This is a genomic window from Acidovorax sp. (assembly GCF_021287135.1).
Taxonomy (GTDB): Bacteria; Pseudomonadota; Gammaproteobacteria; order Burkholderiales; family Burkholderiaceae_C; genus Acidovorax.
Genome location: NZ_JAJTBB010000021.1, coordinates 222,091 through 237,567, shown reverse-complemented (window position 1 = coordinate 237,567; position 15,477 = coordinate 222,091). Strand labels below are relative to the sequence as shown.

The following is a 15,477-nucleotide window of genomic DNA, read 5'->3' as shown; positions in this document are numbered from 1 at the left end:
CGTCTCCAGCCCGCCGGGGCCGCTGCGCCTTCCGCGCGCCGCCGCCCCGTTGCTCCTTTTGCTTCTTTGCGTTGCCACACCCTGCGCCACCTGCCATGTCCGTCAGCGTTTTCGACCTCTTCAAGATCGGTATCGGTCCTTCCAGCTCCCACACGGTCGGCCCCATGATCGCAGCCCGGCACTTCGCCTGCCGCCTGCAACAGGCGCCGGGGTGGAGCCGGGTGCACGGCGTCAGCGTCGAGCTGTTCGGCTCGCTGTCGGCCACCGGCGTGGGGCACGCCACCGACCGGGCCGTGCTGCTGGGCCTGGCCGGCCACGAGCCCGACCGCATCGACCCCGACACCATCGAGCCCACGCTGGGGCAGATCCGCGCCCAGCGCAGCCTGCGCCTGCTGGGCGAGCATGCCGTGCCGTTCGTGGAGAAGGAGCACGTGCTGTTTCGCCGCCGCAGCCTTCCCCTGCACCCCAACGGCCTGTGCTTTCATGCCCACGATGCCGAGGGCAACACCGTGGCGACCGCCACGTACTACTCGGTGGGCGGCGGCTTCGTGGTGGACGAACAGGGCCAGCGCGTGCTCAGCCACAGCACGCCGCCCGCGCCGGACACGCGGGGCCACGGCCGGGGCCTGCCCCACCCGTTTCGCACCGGCGCCGAGCTGCTGGCGCAGTGCCGCGCCACGGGCCTCACGCCCGCGCAGCTCATGGCGGCCAACGAGGAGCACTGGCGCAGCGCGGCCGAGGTGCGCCGCCAGCTGCTGGCCCTGTGGCGCACCATGGCCGCCGCCGTGCAGCGTGGCTGCGCCAGCTCGGGCGAACTGCCCGGCCCTTTGCATGTGCCCCGCCGCGCGGCCGAGCTGCACCGCAAGCTCAGCAGCGCGCCCGAGGCCGCGCTGCGCGACCCGCTGTCGATGCTGGACTGGGTCAACCTCTACGCCATGGCCGTCAACGAGGAAAACGCCGCCGGCGGCCGCGTGGTGACCGCCCCCACCAACGGCGCGGCGGGCGTCATCCCGGCCGTGCTGCACTACTACGTGAACTTTCTGCAAGGCCCCATCCCGGCCAACGACGACGGCATCGCCACCTTCCTGCTCACCGCCGGCGCCATCGGCCTCATCTACAAGGAAAACGCCTCGCTCTCGGGCGCCGAAGTGGGCTGCCAGGGCGAGGTGGGCGTGGCCTGCTCCATGGCCGCGGGCGCCCTGGCTGCCGTCATGGGCGGCAGCCCCGGGCAGATCGAGAACGCCGCCGAGATCGGCATGGAACACAACCTGGGCATGACCTGCGACCCGGTCGGCGGCCTGGTGCAGATCCCCTGCATCGAGCGCAACGCCATGGGCGCCATCAAGGCCATCAACGCTGCCCGCATGGCGCTGCGCGGCGACGGCACGCACGTGGTCTCGCTGGACAAGGTCATCAAGACCATGGTGCAGACCGGCGCCGACATGAAGGTGAAGTACAAGGAAACCTCGCGCGGCGGCCTCGCGGTGAATGTGGTGGAATGCTGACCGCCCACGCCCCCCGCTCCATGCCCCGCCCGACCCCTGCACCCGATGCCCACGACGCACGGCCTTCACGGCTCGAAGGCTGGCTGGACCGGCTGACCCGCCCCATCATGCCCCTGGCGCTGCCCATCGTGGCCCTGCTGTTTCTGCAGTGGCCCTTGCGGGATTGGATCGGCGCAGGCTCCGCCCAGGCCAACGACCTCGCGCAGACCCTGTTCGCGCTGTACGTGGCCGCCGCGCTGCGGCACGCCGGGCGGCGCGGCGCCCACCTGGTCAGCCGCCCCGATCTGGCGCAGGCGGGCAGCCGCAGGATGCGCGCGCTGCGCAGCATCGGCGCGCCCCTGGGCACGTTGCCGTGGGCGCTGTTCGTGTGCTGGCAGGGCGCGCCCATGGTGGCGCACTCGGTGCGCGGGCTCGAGCGCTTTCCAGAAACCGCCAACCCCGGCTATTTCATCGTCAAGGCCGCGTTGCTGGCGCTGGCCGCGTTGCTGGCGCTGCAGGCGCTGGCGGACCTGTGGCGCGCCGTGCGCGCTGCGGCTGCGGAGGCGTCCGCATGAGCGCCGTCGGCCTGCTGCTGCTGGCATGCGCCCTGGTGCTGATGATGACCACCGGCTGGGCCACCTACACCGTGCTGCTGGCGGTGAGCTCCGCGGGCGCGCTGCTGGGCCTGGCGCTGGGCGCGTTCGATGCAGCGGTGCTGCGCACCGTGCCCGAGCGGCTGGTCGGGCTGCTGGAGCACGATCTGCTGCAAGCCCTGGTGCTGTATGCCGTGGTGGGCGCGTTGCTCCACCGCCTGGCACTGATCGACTGCCTCTACAAGGGGCTGGCCAAGGTCCTGGCACGCCTCACCGGACGGCAGGCCGCCGCGGAGATGGCCGGGCTGGGCGTGGGCATGCTCATGGCGCCCATGAACGGCTCGGTGGGCGCCAGCCTGGTCACGCTGTCCAACACCGCGGGACAGGCCTGGGCGGCCGAAGGCCTGCCCCCCGCGCGGCGCACCGCCCTGGTGGCCGTGGCCAGCACGGTGGGAGTGATCGTGCCGCCCTCGCTGGTTTTGCTGCTGCTGGGCGATGCCATGCTGCGGGCCCATACCGAAGGCCTCGCGCTGGCCCGCCAACTGGGCCTGCCCGCAGCCCAGGCGGGTACGCGCATCATCAACACGCAGGACGTGATGCAGGCCGCGCTGGCGCCCGGCGCCCTGCTGCTGCTGGCCTGGCTGGCCATCACCTGGTGGCTGTCGCGCCAGCCCCGCCGCCACCGCGAGCCCGCGCCCGCCGCACCGCATGCCGCGCTGACCCGCGGCGAGCGCTGGACGCTGTACACCGTGCCCACCTTCATCATTGGCCTGCTGGCGCTGGTGGCCAGCGGCCGGCTGCGCGCGGTCGAGGCCGCGGCCACGGCCGGCGTGGCTCTGCTGTTGTGGGGCGCGTCGTCGCGCCAGCTCACGCGCCCGGTGCTGGGGCGCGTGCTGGATGACGCGCTGGCTCTCACCGGCGCCTTGTTTGCGCTGCTGGTCGCAGCCGTCACCTTCTCGCTGGTGCTGCGGGCTTACGGCACCGATGTGCTGGTGGCCGAGGGGATGCGCGCACTGCAGGGCCAGCCAGCCTGGGCCCTGCTGGCGGTGCTGGGGGCCCTGCTGGGATCGGCCTTCGTGCTCGATGCCTTCGAGCTGATCTTCCTGGTGGTGCCCATCGTCATGCCCCCGTTGCTGGCCCTGGTGGACGATGCCGCCTGGGTGGCAGCCCTGGCCTTGCTGGTGCTGCAGGCCGGCTTCCTGCTGCCGCCGCTGGGCTATGCCGTCGTGCTGGCGCGGGCGCAGGTGCATCCGCGCCCGGCCCTGCCGGCGGTTGTTCGCGCACTGGCCCCTTACCTGCTGGTGCTGGCCGCGGTGGTGGCGCTGGTGATGGCAGCGCCCGGCACCACGCGCTGGCTGCGCACGGCCCCCGCCACCGTGCCCGAGACAGCCGTCGACGGCGACGACCTGGACGCGCTCATGCGCGAGATGTCGGCGCCTGCCGCCGAAACACCCGCCCCCGCAGAAGCGCCGCCGCCGTAGGCCGCTGGAATGCCGTGCCCATGGGACAATCCCGGCCCATGACCCCAGAGCAATACGTACAGCAAAAAGCCGTGGCCTCGGGCAGCAGCTTCTACTACGCCTTTCTGTTCCTGCCGGCGCCGCGCCGTGCGGCCATCACGGCGTTTTACGCGTTCTGCCGCGAGGTGGACGATGTGGTGGATGAGGTCAGCGACCCCGGCGTGGCCCGCACCAAGCTGGCGTGGTGGCAGCAGGAGGTGGGCAAGGCCTACGCCGGCCAGCCCAGCCACCCTGTGATGCAGGCACTGATGCCGCACACGGCCGACTACGGCATCGAGCAACGCCACCTGCAGGCCGTCATCGACGGCTGCCAGATGGACCTGGAGCAGACCCGCTACCTGGACTTCGCCGGCCTCTCGCGCTACTGCCACCTCGTGGCCGGCATCGTGGGCGAGGTCACGGCCCGCATCTTTGGCCAGACCGACGAGCGCACCACGCAGTACGCGCACACGCTGGGCCTGGCCTTCCAGCTCACCAACATCATCCGCGACGTGGGCGAAGACGCCATGATGGGCCGCATCTACCTGCCCGTGAACGAACTGCAGCAGTTCGACGTGAAGGCGCACGAGATCCTGAAGCGCACCTACTCCGACCGCTTCACCGCGCTGATGCGCTTTCAGGCCGAGCGCGCGCACCGCCTGTACGACGAGGCCCTCGCCCTGCTGCCCGACGCAGACCGCCGCGCGCAAAAACCCGGCTTGATGATGGCCAGCATCTACCGCACGCTGCTGCGCGAAATCGAGCACGACAACTTCCAGGTGCTGCACCAGCGCATCAAGCTCACGCCGCTGCGCAAGTTCTGGCTGGCCTGGAAGGTGCAGGCGCTCGGGCGGATGTGATGCAACCCCCTGTGCGGCTGCGCCGCTTCCCCCTTCTCTCGGCTTCGCCGGGAAGGGGGACGCCACCAGCGCGGCGGGACGGCCCTTGCGCGGTGGCCCTGGCCGGGCCGCGTCTGGTACATGCGTCGGGCCCCCTTTTTTGGATATCTAGTTTGATATGAACGTCGCCAAGAACGTGGCGGTGATCGGTGCCGGCTGGGCCGGCATGGCCGCGGCCATCGCGCACACGCAGGCCGGCCGGCAGGTGACCGTGTTCGAGGCCGCCCGCACGGTGGGCGGCCGGGCGCGTGCCGTGCCCGCCACGCTGCCGGACGGCACGGCGGCGGCGCTGGACAACGGCCAGCACATCCTCATCGGCGCCTATGCCGAAAGCCTGCGCCTGATGCGCCTGGTGGGCGTGGACCCTGCGGCCGCGCTGCTGCGCCTGCCGCTCACGCTGCAGTTCCCCGACGGCCAGGGACTGCGCCTGCCCGACCTGGCTCCGCCGCTCGATGCGCTGCTGGGCATCGCCCAGGCCCGCGGCTGGGGCTGGCGCGACAAGCTGGCCCTGCTGCGCACCGCCGCGGCCTGGCAGGTGCGCGGCTTTCGCTGCGCACCCGGCACCTCGGTGGCCGCGCTGTGCGCATCGCTCACGCCCCGGCTTCTGGCCGAGTTCATCGACCCGCTGTGCGTGTCGGCCCTGAACACCCCTGCGCACGAGGCCAGCGGCCAGGTGTTCCTGCGGGTGCTGCAGGACAGCCTGTTCAGCGGACGCGGCGGCTCCAACCTGCTGCTGCCCCGCGCAGACCTGGGCGCGCTGTTCCCCGAGTCCGCCGCCCGCTGGCTGCAGGACCACGGGGGCGCCGTGGTGGCAGGGCAGCGCGCCCAGCGCCTGGAACCCCTGCCGGGCGGGCGCTGGCAGGTGGTGTGCAGTCCCTGCGATGACGCCGCCGACCGCCCTTTCGATCACGTCACGCTGGCCTGCCCGTCCTGGGAGGCGGGCCGGCTCGTGGCAGACCTCTCGCGCACGGCCGGACTGGCCGGCGCCGCGCCCTGGAGCGCCCAGGCCGGCGCCCTGCGGTTTGAAGCCATCACCACCGTGTATGCCCACGCGCAGGGAGCGCGCCTGCCCCAGCCCATGCTGGCGCTGCGCAGCACGCCGCACGCGCCCGCGCAGTTCGTCTTCGACCGCGGGCAGCTCGGCGGCCACCCCGGCCTGCTGGCTTTCGTGGTGAGTGCCAGCACCGGCGAACGGGCGGCCCTGGAGCAGCAGGTGCTGCAGCAGGCGGCCACCCAGCTGGGCATTACGGCGCTGCGGCCCGTGCAGACCGTGGTGGAAAAACGCGCCACCTTTGCCTGCACGCCGGGCCTGCAACGGCCCGCACCGCAGGTGCTGCCGGGCCTGACGGCCTGCGGCGACTATGTGGACGGCCCCTACCCCGCCACGCTGGAAGGTGCCGTGCTCAGCGGCACGGCGGTGGCACGCCTCGCGTGAAGGGCGCGCCACCTTCGGGAAAACCCCAGGCTGACTGACAGCATTCCGAAAGCACGCCCCGCGCACCATGGCGGCCACCGTTCCTGGATGGATCGCTTTCGCGGAGACAACGACATGCTTTCAGACCACTACACCTCCCTCTGGCATTCCGCCACGCCCACGCGTCGCCACCTGCTGGGCGCCGGCGGCGCACTGGCCCTGGCGGGCCTGCTGCCGGCCACGGCCTCAGCCCAGGGCGCATGGCCCACCAAGTCGGTCCGCTTCGTGGTGCCTTTTGCGCCCGGCGGCAGCTCCGAGATCGTGGCCCGCTCCACAGCGGCGGAGCTGAGCAAGACCCTGGGCCAGAGCGTGTACGTGGACAACAAGCCCGGCGCGGCCGGCAACATTGCCATGCAGGAAGTGGCCCGAGCCGACGACCAGCACACCCTGATCCTGGGCCACATCGGCACGCTGGCCGTGAACCCCTACATCTTTGACAAGCTGCCCTACGACGCCAACAAGGACTTCAAGCCCGTGAGCCTGCTGGCCAAGGTGCCCAGCCTGTACGTGGTGCACCCCAACGTGCCCGCCAAGAACCTCAAGGAGTTCATCGCCTACGCCAAGAAGAACCCGGCCAAGCTCAGCTACGGCTCGGCCGGCAACGGCAGCGCGGGGCACCTGGCGTTCGAATACCTCAAGATGACGGCCGACATCTTCATGCTGCACGTCCCCTACCGCGGCACCGGCCCCATGATGACCGACCTGCTCTCGGGCCGGCTCGACGCCGCCGCCGTGGGTGCGGCCGCGCTGCTGCCGTTCATCAAGGCGGGCAAGGTGCGCTGCATCGCCACCGGTTCCACCCAGCGCCTGCCGCAGCTGCCCGACGTGCCCACCGTGGCCGAACAGGGGTTCCCGGGCTTCGAGATGACGCAGTGGTACGGCATGCTGGCCCCGGCCAGCCTGTCGCAGGACCACCTGGACAAGCTCGCCGTGGAAACCGCCAAGGCCGTCAAGGCGCCCGACTCCCTCAAGCGCCTACAGGGCGATGCGGCGGAAGCCATCGGCGGCACGCCGGCGCAGTTCGCGCAGTTCATCGCGGCCGAGCAGGCGCGGTGGCAGAAAGTGATTAAACGGGCGCAGGTAAAGCCGGATTAGGAAGCCCCCCTGAGCCGCTTCGCGTCTTCCCCCCCAGGGGACGCCGCCGGTGGCCGGGCGGAGCCCGCTCCACGGCGGCCCTGGCCTCAGGCCGCGCCAGTTTCAGCCGCCCGCGGAGCTGCGCAGCCTGGCCGCTGTCCAACCGCAGACCCGCGCGTCTTTTCCCCTGTGGGACTTCGCTGGTAGCCCGGCGGAGTCCGTTATGCGGCGGCCCTGGCGCCGGGCCGCGCCAGTTCCAGCCGCCCAACGGCGGTAGCATCCTTCCATGCGCATCCTTCTGGCCGAAGACGACCACAGCCTGGGCACCTGGCTCAGCCGGGCGCTGGAGCATGCGGGCATCCAGGTGGAGTGGGTCAGCGACGGCCGGCTGGCCGACCGGGCTCTGCAGGAACACGGCGACCATGACGCACTGGTGCTGGACCTTGGGCTGCCCGGCCTGGACGGTCTCGCGGTGCTCCAGCGCCTGCGGGACCGCGACCAGCGGCTGCCCGCGCTGATCCTGACCGCCCGTGACTCGCTCGACGAGCGGGTGCGCCTGCTGCGCGCCGGGGCGGACGACTTTCTTGCCAAGCCGTTTGAGCTGGCCGAACTGGAGGCCCGCCTCCACGCGCTGGTGCGCCGCGCCCGCGGCACGGAACATGCGCGGCAAGCCTGCGGCCCGCTGGTGTACGACAGCGCCCGCAAGCAGTTTTTTCTGCACGGCGAAGCCCTGGCGCTGTCCCCCCGCGAGCAGGCCGTGCTGCGCGTGCTGGTGCAGCGCAGCGGGGAGCCGTTTTCCAAGCAGCAGATCCTGGACCGGGTGTTCGTGGGCGATGAGGACGTGCACCCCGAAGCCGTGGAGGTGTTCGTGCACCGGCTGCGCAAACGGCTGGAGGGCAGCGGCGTGCGCATCGTCACGCTGCGCGGGCTGGGCTATGCGCTGGAGGCGGAGTGATGGGGATCCCCCACGAGGCGCAGCCCCCCGGTCCCTTGCAGCGGAGCCCACGGCCATGCGGTTGATGCAGCGCCTGCGCCGCGCCAGCCTGTGGCGGCTGCTGGCCCTGTTGCTGCTGCCGCTGCTGGCCATAGTAACGGGCGTGGAGCTGTGGATGACGCGGCACGACGCGCTGGAAGCCGCCAACGCTGCCTACGACCGCTCGCTGCTGGGGGCCCTCAAGGCCATCGACGCCAATGTTTCCCACGCGTCCGGCGGACTGTCGGTGGAGCTGCCCTACACCATGCTCGAGTTCTTTGAGCTGACGGCCAGCGGCAATGTGTACTTCCGGGTGGCGTCGTCCGATGGCCTGGTGGAACTGGGCAATGCCGACCTGCCCGCGCCGCCGGCGCCGCTGGTGCCGGGCGTGCCGCAGTTCTATGACGCGGTCTACTTTGGCGAATCGGTGCGGCTGGCAGCCTACCAGCGCGCCGCCAGTGCCGACACTCCCGCCCCGGCCGTGCGCGTGCAAGTGGCCGAAAGCACCCGTTCGCGGCAAGAGTTCATCCACCGTTTCGTGCGCCGCGCGGCACAGCGCGACGGGCTGGTCCTGGCCTTGATGGTGCTGGGCACCGCCGCCGTGCTGGCCGTGGCCCTCCGCCCCCTGGCGCGCCTGGCCCAGGAGGTGCAGGCCCGCCGCCCCGAGGACATGACCCCGCTGGCCGACAGCGAGTTGCCCGCCGACATCCGCGCCCTGGTGGGGGCGGTGAACCAGCAGATGGCGCGCACCCAGGACCTGGTGGCCCAGCAGCGGCAGTTTCTGGATGACGCGTCCCACCAGCTGCGCACCCACCTCACCACGCTGCAGATGCAGATCGACTACGCCCGCCGCGAACCCGATGCCGCGCAGGTCCAGGCCACGCTCGCCGCCCTCGGCAGCGAGATCGCGCGCGCCACGCGCAGCACCCAGCAGCTGCTGGCATTGGGCCGCAGCGACACGGCGGCCGTGGATTGCGCCCCTTTCGACCTGGCCGAACTGCTGCGCAGCGTGGCGCTGGAGCTGCTGCCCCGCGCCCGCGCGCGGCAGATCGACTTTGGCATCCAGGTGCCCGAGGCAGCGCTGCAAGCCGTGGGTGACAGCGGCCTGCTGCGCGAGGCGCTGACGAACCTGGCCGCCAACGCGATTGCCTACACGCCGCCCCAGGGCACCGTCACCGTGTCGGCCGCCGGCGACAGCCTGGGCTGGAACCTTGCCGTGGAGGACAGTGGCCCCGGCCTGCCCGCCAGCGAACGCGACGCCCTGGGGCAGCGCTACCGGCGCGGCTCGCAGGCCGCCACCGGCGGCTCGGGCCTGGGCCTGGCGATTGCCCGGTCCATCGCCGAGCGCCACCGGGGCAGCTTGCGGCTGCAGGCCCGGTCCGAAGGGCCGGGGCTGCTGGCCATCCTGTGGTGGCCCCGGCCCTGAAGGCGCCGCAGAACGCCGTTGTCCCTTCACCTTTGTGCACGATGCCCACGCTGCCAGACGTTCCACCGCTCCACCGCCGCCAGGCGCTGACCGCTCTGGCGGCGTTCTGCGCCGCCGCGCCCTGGCAGGCGGCCGGGGCTGCAGACGCGGACGCGTCGTCAGCACCGGCGGAGTGCGTGGCACCCTCGCGGCCCGGCGGCGGGTTCGACCTGACCTGCGGGCTGGCGGCGCAGGCCCTGCAGGCGGTGCGCCCGGGCCGCGCCGCACTGCGCACGCGCTACCTGCCGGGCGGCATCGGGGCCGTGGCATTCGACCAGGTGGCCACCGGGCGGCTGGGCGGGCCCGGCACGCTGGTGGCGTTCTCCAGCGGCTCCCTGCTCAACATCGCTCAGGGCCGCTTCGGCCCGCACCCCGTCAGCGCCGTGCGCTGGATCGCCACCTTGGGAACCGACTACGGCGTGGTGGCCGTGCCCCGCAGCGCGCCCCACCAGCGCCTGGCCGACGTGGTGGACGCCCTGCGCACCGACCCGGCCCGCGTGGTGTTCGGCGCCGGCGGCACGTTGGGCAGCCAGGACTGGATGAAGGCAGCGCTGCTCACGCGCGCCGCGGGGCAGGACCCCAAGCGCATGCGGTTCGTGGCCTTCGAGGGCGGCGGCGAGGCGCTGAAGGCGCTGGCGGGGGAGCACATCGGCGTCTTCACCGGCGACGCGGCCGAGGCGCTGCAGGCTCAGGAGCGCGGCGTGCCGCTGCGCATCCTCGCGGTGCTGGCCCCGGCCCGCCTGCCCGGCGCACGCGCCGGCCTGCCGACGGCCCGGGAGCAAGGCGTTGCGCTGGAATGGCCCACCGTGCGCGGGCTCTACATGGCGGCCACGGCCCCCGAGGCGGCGGTGCGCGCCTGGGTGGCCGCCTTCAGCGAAGCGCTGGCCGCCCCCGGCTATGCCGCGCTGTGCAGCCAGTACGACCTCTACCCGTTTGCCCTCACGGGCGCTGCGCTGGAAGCGTTTGTGCTGCACAGCCTGGCCGGCTACCGCCAGCTGGCCCAGGACCTGGGCCTGCGCACCTGGGCGCGGTAGCACCGGCCGGCGATCGGCGCCGGGCTGGAGTCAAGCGTTGGAAGCTCGTTGTGGAGGTGAAGAGCTAGCGCTCCAGCCACCACTGGATGACCACCTTGGCCAGAAAGCCGAGGAAGCCCACGCCCAGCCCCAGAAAGAGCACAAAAGTGCCGAACCGCCCGGCCTTGGACTCCCAGGCCAGCTGTCCGATGATGAACAGCATGTACAGGATGAAGGCGCCGACGCCGTAGGTGAGAAAGAAGCCCGCGATCTCGGACTCGCTGAAACCAAAGATCACCGTGCTACCCCGTTGTTCTGCAAGGCCGTTGGGGCCTCGTTCGGTATTTCGCGCTCGGGCAGGCTGGAGGCATCGACCAGGTCGCGGTAGGCATGCCAGCTGGCGTGGCCCAGCATGGGCAGCACGGCCACCAGGCCCAGCAGCAGCGAACCCAGCCCCAGCAGCGTGAAGCCCAGGATCAGCGCCGCCCAGAAGGCCATGGGCAGCGGGTTCGCCACCACGGCCTGCCAGCTCGTGAGCACCGCCTGCAGCAGCGTGGCGCGCCGGTCCAGCAGCAGCGGCATGGCCACCACGCTGGATGCAAAGATCGGCGCAGCCATGAGGCTGCCCAGGCCCAGCCAGAGTTCAAACAGCCAGCCCTCGCGGGCCATGACCACATGGCGCAGGAAATCGACCGGCGTCTCGATCGGCACCGGCGCCAGCAGCGTGATGAGCGCCGCCGACGTCAGGACCCAGCCCGTGCCGGCCAGCGCGAGCAAGAGCCCGAACCGCACCATGCACCAGGCGTCACCGCCCCCGTTGTTGCCGCGGCTGTTCTGCCACTGGGACCAGGTCCTGAGCACCACGCCCAGGTTGGCCGGCTCGCCGCGCTCCAGGGCGCGGCTGAGCGCATACAGCCCCGTGGCCAGCACCGGCGCCACCACCAGAAAGCCCGACAGCGCCCCGGCCAGCAGCCAGAAGCGGTGGTGCGCCACGCTCAGCATGGCGCCGCCCGCCAGGGTCACCACCAGCCCATGGGCAAAACTGATCCAGCCCGCGCGGGCCATGTCGCGCCACGCCAGGATCAGCCAGATCATGGGCTGCACCATGCGGATGGTGCGGACGGTGGGCAGGGGTGGGGGCGGTTTACGTGGCATGGCGGGGGCCGCGCGAGCGACGGGGGAGTGTGGCGTCAACAATTGACGGGATCAAGCGCCAAGGCGCCTGCACGAAACCAAATCTTGACCTGGAACAAGCAATGCCGCAATGCACTGGAGACACGCGACCCAGAAGCTGTTCAAGCCCGGCGCTACGACAACAGCTGGCGCAGCGCCGTGAGGCTGCCCACGGTGGCATGCGGCGGCGCCTCGTAAGGCCAGGCGTGTTCGGCGGGGTTGATCCACACGGCCTGCAATCCAGCCTCCATGGCACCGCGCGCGTCCAGCGTGGCATCGTCGCCCACATGCAGCACCTCGTGCGGCTGCACCTGCAGCGCCTGGGCCGCCGCGTGGAAGATGCGCGCGTCCGGCTTGGCCACGCCCAGCACCGCGGCGCTGAAGCTGTGCCGGAAATAGTGGCCGATGCCGACCACGTGAACATCCGCATTGCCGTTGGACACCGCGGCCACAGGGTAGCGCGACGCCAGAAAGGCCAGCGTGTCGTGCGCGTCATCGAACAGCTGGACCCGCTGGCGCTCGGCAAAGAACCGGTCGAACGCCGGCTCCGCCAGGCCCGGGTCGTCGCCCGCCTGGCTCAGCGCCGCGCGGATGGACTCGCGCCGCAGCGCGCTCAGATCGTGCTGCAGGTCGGGCCGCAGGCCGACCATCTGGTCCCGGATGGCGCGCAGCGCCGCCGTGTCGCCAAACAGCGCTGCGGTGGCGGGCGCGTGCTGCTGCAGCCACTGCAGCAGCACCTCCTCGGCCCGCGCAATGGTCGGCCAGATGGGCCAGAGTGTGTCGTCCAGGTCCAGCGTGATGGCGCGGATGCGGGAGACGTCCAGTTGCGGGGCGGGTAGCGCGGCAGGCGGCGCGGGCGGCACGAGGTCGGTGCGGGGGAGGGACATGGTGCGATGAGAATACCCCAGCCTCACGGCGCGGGCTCTTGTGGGGGCTTCGGGTTCCCAGGGTCCCGGAGGCGCGCCTGACCGCCGGCACTCTTGATGCAACTCAAGGACCGGGGCTGTCGTTGTACTGAGAATGCGCAGCGTGACCTCCCGCCCCTTCCGCTCACGCACCAGCAGGCGCCTGCCCGCTGTGGCGTTGGTGCTGCTGGCACTGTTTGCCCAGCTTTGGCTGGCGCAGGTGAGCACGGCACATCTGGGGCAGATGCTGCAGCAGCAGGCGCTGTGGCGTGACGTCTGCACCACGCAGGCCACGCCGGCATCCCAAGAACAGCCCGATGCCCCGCCAGCCCATGCCATGGGCGGCATGCACTGCCCTGTTTGCAGTGCAGTGGCGATCAGCCTGACGCCCACCCGCATGCCAGCGGCCGTGGCGCCGCCGGCCACGGACGCGTTCTACCGCGTCCGGGTCGCGTCGGCAGATCTGCCGGAGCCGCGGCATACCAACCTGCGCCCCCCGCCGCAGGCGCCTCCGGCCGCGGCCTGAGCCGCACCCTTCCCCTCTCCCCTCGTTTTTCCGGCAGTCAACGCCGCCTTCGGCCGCGCCTGCCGGATGGGCCTGCGCCCACCATTTTTGTTGCACGCCATGATCACGCATCCCCGTTTGCGCGCCGGACACTGCCGCCCCTTTCCCGCGGCCCTGCACCCCCTGTGCGCACTGCTCGCCGCCCTGCCCCTCGCGGGCTTTGCCCAACAGGAACCCTCACTCCAAACCATTACCGTCACGGGCTCGAAGGCCGCGGTGGAACCCACGGGCTCCAGCCAGGTCGACGCCAGCACCATCGAGTCCGGCCGCACGGCCAGTAGCGACACCGCTGCGCTGTTGCGCGCGGTGCCGGGCATCAGCCTGATGGGCGCGGGCGGCGTCTCCAGCCTGCCCAGCGTGCACGGCCTGGCCGATGACCGGCTGCGCATTCAGGTGGACGGCATGGACCTCATTTCCGCGTGTGGCAACCACATGAACCCGCCGCTGTCGTACATCGACCCCACGCGCGTGGGCAGCGTGCGCGTGTTCGCGGGCATCACCCCCGTCAGCGTGGGCGGCGACAGCATTGGCGCCACCATCCAGGTCGATTCGCCCGCGCCCGAATTCGCCGCGCCCGGCGAAGGCCGGCGCCTCCAGGGCCAGGCAGGCACCTTCTACCGGAGCAACGGCCACGGCACGGGCGCGAACCTCTCTGCGTCGTATGCCACCGAGCAGATGCACCTGCGCTACGACGGGTCCACGGCCCAGTCGGACAACTACCACGCGGCGCGCGCCTTCAAGCCCGCCGGCAGCGCGGCCAGCGACAAGCCCGATCAATGGCTGGGCGGCGACGAGGTGGGCTCGTCCAGCTACCAGACGCGCAACCATGCGATCGGGCTGGCCCTGCGCGGCGACGCCCATCTGGTGGAACTGAAGCTCGGCCTGCAGGACATCCCGTACCAGAACTACCCGAACCAGCGCATGGACATGACACGCAACGGCAGCCACCAGTTCAACCTGCGCTACCAGGGCCGGTACGGCTGGGGCCAGCTGCAGGCGCGCGCCTACCACGAGAAAACCCGGCACAGCATGAATTTCGGCCAGGACAAGCAGTACTGGTATGGCACGGCCAACAACGTGCCCGGCATGCCCATGGACACCGAGGGCAAGACCACCGGCGCACAGGTCCAGGGCGACATCACCCTGAGCACGCGTGACGCCCTGCGCGTGGGACTGGAGGCGCAGCGCTATGGCCTGAATGACTGGTGGGCGCCGTCGGGCGGCGGCATGGGGCCGGACACCTTCTGGAACATCCGCGACGGCCAACGCAACCGCCTGGACGCCTGGGGCGAGTGGGAGGCGCGCTGGAGCCCCCAGTGGCTCTCGCAGGTCGGCCTGCGCAGCAGCCGGGTGCACAGCAACAGCGGCGCCGTGCAGGGCTACAACAGCAGCTACGCGGCCGAGGCCAACGCCTTCAACCAGCGCGACCGCGAGCGCAACGACCACCACATCGACTTCACCGCCCTGGCGCGCTACACCCCCGGCGCCCACGCCAGCTACGAATTCGGCTTTGCACACAAGACCCGCTCGCCCAATCTGTACGAGCGCTACACCTGGTCCACCGGCGGCATGGCCATGCGCATGATCAACCTGGCCGGCGACGGCAACGGCTATGTGGGCAACCCCGACCTGAAGCCCGAAGTGGCCAACACCCTGAGCGCCACCGCCGACTGGCACGACGCCACGGGCGAACGCTGGGGCGTCAAGTTCACCCCCTACCTGAGCTACGTGAACGACTACATCGACGCCCGGCGCTGCAGCGGCGGCAGCGGTGCCATGGCCGCCTGCACCAGCGCCAACCTCACCGCCACGCAGGGCTTTGTGTACCTGCAGTTTGCCAACCAGGATGCGCGCCTGCACGGCTTTGACCTGTCGGGATTTGCCGACCTGGGCACCACCGCGAACTGGGGGCGGTTCACGCTCAGCGGCATGCTGAGCTCCGTGCAGGGCAAAAACCGCACCACGGGCGACAACCTGTACAACACCATGCCGCAGCATGCGCGCCTGGCCCTCACGCAGCGCCTGGGCCGCTGGACGGGCACCGCCGAGCTGCTGATGGTGAGCGCCAAGACCCGCGTCTCGGCCGTGCGCAACGAACTGCCCACCGCCGGCTACGGCCTCATGAACCTGCGCGCCAGCTATGAATGGAAGCAGGTGCGGCTGGACGTGGGCGTGGACAACCTGTTCGACCGCTTCTACCGCCACCCGCTGGGCGGCGCCTACGTGGGCCAGGGCCGCACGATGGCGGGCACCGCCGTGCCCTGGGGCGTGGGCGTGCCGGGCATGGGCCGCTCGCTCAGCGCGGGGCTGACCGTGAAGTTCTGATCCTTTCCCGGGCTGGGCGGCGGTGCCCGTGATCT

The 15,477-nt window shown here is 71.4% G+C and carries 14 protein-coding genes; 11 read left to right on the top strand and 3 right to left on the bottom strand.

The window, feature by feature from the left end:
- Positions 1-95: 95 nt before the first annotated feature.
- The 9 genes from LWW96_RS05820 (at position 96) to LWW96_RS05780 (ending at position 10,495) form a co-directional block, all read left to right on the top strand.
- A complete protein-coding gene (locus LWW96_RS05820; protein WP_291484936.1) occupies positions 96-1,505 on the top strand; it encodes an L-serine ammonia-lyase in 1,410 nt (469 codons plus the stop codon).
- A gap of 20 nt (positions 1,506-1,525) precedes the next feature.
- The gene (locus tag LWW96_RS05815) at positions 1,526-2,059 is read left to right on the top strand and encodes a TRAP transporter small permease subunit (protein ID WP_291484934.1); all 534 of its coding nucleotides are present in this window, start codon (positions 1,526-1,528) and stop codon (positions 2,057-2,059) included.
- A complete protein-coding gene (locus LWW96_RS05810) occupies positions 2,056-3,558 on the top strand; it encodes a TRAP transporter large permease subunit (protein WP_291484933.1) in 1,503 nt (500 codons plus the stop codon). Before LWW96_RS05815 ends, LWW96_RS05810 begins: the two co-directional genes overlap by 4 nt.
- A gap of 38 nt (positions 3,559-3,596) precedes the next feature.
- Positions 3,597-4,436 carry a presqualene diphosphate synthase HpnD gene (hpnD, locus tag LWW96_RS05805; protein ID WP_291484931.1) on the top strand — a complete coding sequence of 280 codons (840 nt, stop codon included), beginning with the start codon at positions 3,597-3,599 and terminating at the stop codon, positions 4,434-4,436.
- Between the two features lie 157 nt (positions 4,437-4,593).
- Positions 4,594-5,910, top strand: coding sequence for a hydroxysqualene dehydroxylase HpnE (gene hpnE, locus LWW96_RS05800; RefSeq protein ID WP_291484929.1), 1,317 nt, complete (start codon positions 4,594-4,596; stop codon positions 5,908-5,910).
- Positions 5,911-6,024: 114 nt separating this feature from the next.
- On the top strand, positions 6,025-7,044 hold the full coding sequence (locus tag LWW96_RS05795; protein WP_291484927.1) for a tripartite tricarboxylate transporter substrate binding protein: 1,020 nt from the start codon (positions 6,025-6,027) through the stop codon (positions 7,042-7,044).
- A 265-nt stretch (positions 7,045-7,309) separates the two neighbouring features.
- On the top strand, positions 7,310-7,978 hold the full coding sequence (locus LWW96_RS05790; protein WP_291484925.1) for a response regulator: 669 nt from the start codon (positions 7,310-7,312) through the stop codon (positions 7,976-7,978).
- A gap of 55 nt (positions 7,979-8,033) precedes the next feature.
- Positions 8,034-9,422, top strand: coding sequence for a sensor histidine kinase (locus LWW96_RS05785; protein WP_291484923.1), 1,389 nt, complete (start codon positions 8,034-8,036; stop codon positions 9,420-9,422).
- Positions 9,423-9,463: 41 nt separating this feature from the next.
- Positions 9,464-10,495, top strand: coding sequence for a tripartite tricarboxylate transporter substrate-binding protein (locus LWW96_RS05780; RefSeq protein WP_291484921.1), 1,032 nt, complete (start codon positions 9,464-9,466; stop codon positions 10,493-10,495).
- A 64-nt stretch (positions 10,496-10,559) separates the two neighbouring features.
- On the opposite strand, the gene LWW96_RS05775 is transcribed toward LWW96_RS05780, so the two are convergent.
- The 3 genes from LWW96_RS05775 to LWW96_RS05765 form a co-directional block, all read right to left on the bottom strand.
- Positions 10,560-10,772, bottom strand: a complete 213-nt coding sequence (locus LWW96_RS05775; protein ID WP_291484919.1) for a DUF2788 domain-containing protein — start codon at positions 10,770-10,772, stop codon at positions 10,560-10,562.
- Positions 10,769-11,629 (bottom strand): DUF2189 domain-containing protein, encoded by an 861-nt coding sequence (locus LWW96_RS05770; protein ID WP_291484918.1) that lies wholly within the window; start codon positions 11,627-11,629, stop codon positions 10,769-10,771. The genes LWW96_RS05775 and LWW96_RS05770 overlap by 4 nt, the downstream gene beginning before the upstream one ends.
- Before the next feature lie 152 nt (positions 11,630-11,781).
- Positions 11,782-12,534 carry an HAD-IA family hydrolase gene (locus LWW96_RS05765; RefSeq protein WP_291484916.1) on the bottom strand — a complete coding sequence of 251 codons (753 nt, stop codon included), beginning with the start codon at positions 12,532-12,534 and terminating at the stop codon, positions 11,782-11,784.
- A 142-nt stretch (positions 12,535-12,676) separates the two neighbouring features.
- On the opposite strand from LWW96_RS05765, the gene LWW96_RS05760 reads away from it, so the two are divergent.
- Positions 12,677-13,078, top strand: coding sequence for a DUF2946 family protein (locus tag LWW96_RS05760; protein ID WP_291484914.1), 402 nt, complete (start codon positions 12,677-12,679; stop codon positions 13,076-13,078).
- 99 nt (positions 13,079-13,177) lie between these two features.
- Positions 13,178-15,442, top strand: a complete 2,265-nt coding sequence (locus tag LWW96_RS05755; protein ID WP_291484912.1) for a TonB-dependent receptor — start codon at positions 13,178-13,180, stop codon at positions 15,440-15,442.
- The last annotated feature ends 35 nt before the right edge of the window (positions 15,443-15,477 follow it).

Coding starts and splice junctions, on each gene's coding strand:
- LWW96_RS05820 (WP_291484936.1), top strand. CDS start 96: ATGTCCGTCAGCGTTTTCGACCTCTTCAAGATCGGTATCGGTCCTTCC.
- LWW96_RS05815 (WP_291484934.1), top strand. CDS start 1,526: ATGCCCCGCCCGACCCCTGCACCCGATGCCCACGACGCACGGCCTTCA.
- LWW96_RS05810 (WP_291484933.1), top strand. CDS start 2,056: ATGAGCGCCGTCGGCCTGCTGCTGCTGGCATGCGCCCTGGTGCTGATG.
- hpnD (WP_291484931.1), top strand. CDS start 3,597: ATGACCCCAGAGCAATACGTACAGCAAAAAGCCGTGGCCTCGGGCAGC.
- hpnE (WP_291484929.1), top strand. CDS start 4,594: ATGAACGTCGCCAAGAACGTGGCGGTGATCGGTGCCGGCTGGGCCGGC.
- LWW96_RS05795 (WP_291484927.1), top strand. CDS start 6,025: ATGCTTTCAGACCACTACACCTCCCTCTGGCATTCCGCCACGCCCACG.
- LWW96_RS05790 (WP_291484925.1), top strand. CDS start 7,310: ATGCGCATCCTTCTGGCCGAAGACGACCACAGCCTGGGCACCTGGCTC.
- LWW96_RS05785 (WP_291484923.1), top strand. CDS start 8,034: ATGCGGTTGATGCAGCGCCTGCGCCGCGCCAGCCTGTGGCGGCTGCTG.
- LWW96_RS05780 (WP_291484921.1), top strand. CDS start 9,464: ATGCCCACGCTGCCAGACGTTCCACCGCTCCACCGCCGCCAGGCGCTG.
- LWW96_RS05770 (WP_291484918.1), bottom strand. CDS start 11,629: ATGCCACGTAAACCGCCCCCACCCCTGCCCACCGTCCGCACCATCCGC.
- LWW96_RS05765 (WP_291484916.1), bottom strand. CDS start 12,534: ATGTCCCTCCCCCGCACCGACCTCGTGCCGCCCGCGCCGCCTGCCGCG.
- LWW96_RS05755 (WP_291484912.1), top strand. CDS start 13,178: ATGATCACGCATCCCCGTTTGCGCGCCGGACACTGCCGCCCCTTTCCC.